At 59.5% G+C, this 2,657-nt stretch carries 2 protein-coding genes; both read left to right on the plus strand.

Features of this window, described 5'->3' with window-relative positions; genetic code table 11:
• The coding region (locus BFP96_RS16120) for a TonB-dependent siderophore receptor (RefSeq protein WP_065936576.1) at nt 1-2,125 on the plus strand (2,125 nt) is incomplete at its 5' end.
• 141 nt (nt 2,126-2,266) lie between these two features.
• A complete protein-coding gene (locus BFP96_RS16125) occupies nt 2,267-2,479 on the plus strand; it encodes a hypothetical protein (protein ID WP_065893035.1) in 213 nt (70 codons plus the stop codon).
• The last annotated feature ends 178 nt before the right edge of the window (nt 2,480-2,657 follow it).

Here is a 2,657-nt window from a genome sequence, read left to right on the forward strand (position 1 = left end):
CGAACTGGGCGCCACCCGCGTCACCGCCGACGGCCTGGGCGCGACCACCGAGCACACCGGCGCCTACACCACGGGCTCGATGAGCACCGCCACCCGCCTGAACCTGTCAGTCAAGGAAACCCCGCAATCGATCTCGGTGATCACGCGCCAGCAGATGGATGATTTCAACCTCAACACCCTGACCGATGTGTTACGCCAGACCACCGGCATCAACGTCCAGCACAGTGACTCGGACCGGGTGTCCTATACCTCCCGTGGCTACGGCATCAACAACTTCCAGATTGACGGGATGCTCAACACCTTCGGCTACATGAAGAGCGATGCCGACACCATCATCTATGACCGTATCGAAGTGGTGCGCGGCGCCACCGGCCTGACGACCGGCGCGGGCGATCCTTCGGCCACCGTCAATATGGTACGCAAGCGTCCGACCGCCCAATGGCAGGCAAAAACCGGGGTCAGTGGCGCCACCCATGACAACTATTACAGCTACCTCGACGTCGGCGGCCCGCTGGCCTTCGACGGCAAACTGCGCGGGCGCAGCGTACTGGCGTACCGTGACAGCAAATCCTTGCGCGATAACTATGCACTGCAGCGCGCGGTCGGCTACGGCATTCTCGAGGGCGACCTGTCCGACGACACCGTGCTGGCCGTAGGTTTCGATTACCAGGACAAGCAGGTACAAGGCACGTCCTGGGGCACCGTGCCCTACTGGAACGGCCAGGGCGGCAAGGCCGGGCTGTCGCGCTCCACCAATATGGCCGCGCACTGGAGTTCCTGGCCGCTGACCGACAAGACCACCTTCGCCACCCTCGACCATCGCCTCGGCGGCGACTGGCACCTGAAGGCCGCCTACACCCATCGCCAGAGCGATACCGATGGCAAGGTGTACTACGGCGGCGCGGGTTTCCCCAATGCCGACCGCAGCGGGATGACCGCCTGGGCCAGCCATATGCGCGGCACGTCGAGAATGGAAGCCATCGACCTCAACCTGGCCGGCAGCTACGCGCTGCTGGGCCGCGAACATGCGCTGATGATGGGCTATGGCGAGGCCGCGCAACGGGACACTTCGCCCTTCATGCGCAACAATCTGCCTGCCAGCTATTACCCCATCGCGGACTGGAAGCACATGGGCGGTATCGGCAAGTTCACCGATGAGGTCACCGACCTCAAGGGCGAGCACAGCAAGAAACAACAGAAAGCCGGCTACCTCGCCACTCGCCTGAGCCTGACCGACCGCCTGCATGCCGTACTCGGCAGCCGCTACGGCAGTTGGGAGCTGGAAAGCGCCACCCCCGAATACAACGCCAACAATCAACTGACCGCTTCCGGCAAGACCGGCCAGACCCATAACGATATGTTCACGCCCTACGCCGGGCTGCTGTACGACATCACGCCGCAGTACACCGTCTACGCGAGCTACACCGACATTTTCAAGCCGCAAAGCGCGAAAGATGTGAACAAGAAATACCTGGAGCCGGTGGTTGGCAGCAACTATGAAGTTGGCCTCAAGGGCAGCGTGCTCAACGAGCGCCTGAACCTGGCGGCGGCGTATTTCTGGAGCACCCAGGACAACGTTGCCGAGCGCGATGACGCGGTGCCGCCCAACCCGGTCACCGGCGAGGAATACTATAAATCCGGCGGCAAGGGTAACAAGGTGAAGGGTTTCGAGCTGGAGGCGGCCGGCGAAATCACACCGGACTGGAACCTGACCGCCGGCTACACCTACACCCATTCGGTGAATGGTACCGGCCAGCGCAACAACACCGGCCAGCCGTTGAACCTGCTGAAAATATCCAGCGCTTATCGCCTGCCGGGGGCCTGGCGCAACCTGACCGTGGGCGGCGCGGTGAATTGGCAGAGCGACATCCATGAGTTCGGCAACCGGCCCACGGGCGAACGCAATGACAAAGGCAACTTGATCACCACGCGGGCAAAGATCGAGCAACCGGGCTACACCGTGGTCAACCTGATGTCGCGCTACGAGTTCGACGAGCAGCTGACGGCGTCGATCAACGTCAATAATCTGTTTGACAAGAAATATTACGAGCGCGTCGGTTTTTACAATGGCGTGTATTGGGGCGATCCGCGCTCGATTACCCTGGCATTGGACTGGAGGCTGTAGCACCCTGCCCTGCGAAGTTAAAAACTATTAACTTCGCGGGGCAATTTCGTTAATTCCCACTTAATAAGATAGCGCCATAGTCGCCCCACGATCCGATCATGGAGTGACCGGACACCTATCACTCTTAATGGGAATACCGTCATGAAACTTTCGACACTGATGCTTGCCAGTCTGATGACCCTGACCTCCGCCGCCGCCTTTGCAGAGGGCGGTTCAGAGCGTTCCAGGGAGTTCTACAAAAACTTCAGCTTCATTCAGGAAACAACTCACGGCAAGGCCGAACAGCAAGTTGTGTCCGCCGATGGCAAACCGGTTAAAGCCACTACTGCCGAACCCGCCCAACCCAAAAGTTGATTTAATACTGAGTTAATCCGCAAGTACCCTGTGCCAACCCGCTCCTTTGGCAAAGGTTTTATTGGGCGCCATTCAATGGCGCCTTTTTTTTGCAGTGCTTTTATTAAAGTGACTTGTTCCAGAACAACAATTGATCGTTCCTTGATCGTTCCCATGCTCCGCGTGGGAATGCATCCCG

This window comes from Pseudomonas sp. 34 E 7 (assembly GCF_900005715.1).
Taxonomy (GTDB): domain Bacteria; phylum Pseudomonadota; class Gammaproteobacteria; order Pseudomonadales; family Pseudomonadaceae; genus Aquipseudomonas; species Aquipseudomonas orientalis_A.

Excerpts from the sequence above, each read along its gene's own strand:
- BFP96_RS16125 (WP_065893035.1), top strand. The coding sequence starts at position 2,267 with ATGAAACTTTCGACACTGATGCTTGCCAGTCTGATGACCCTGACCTCC.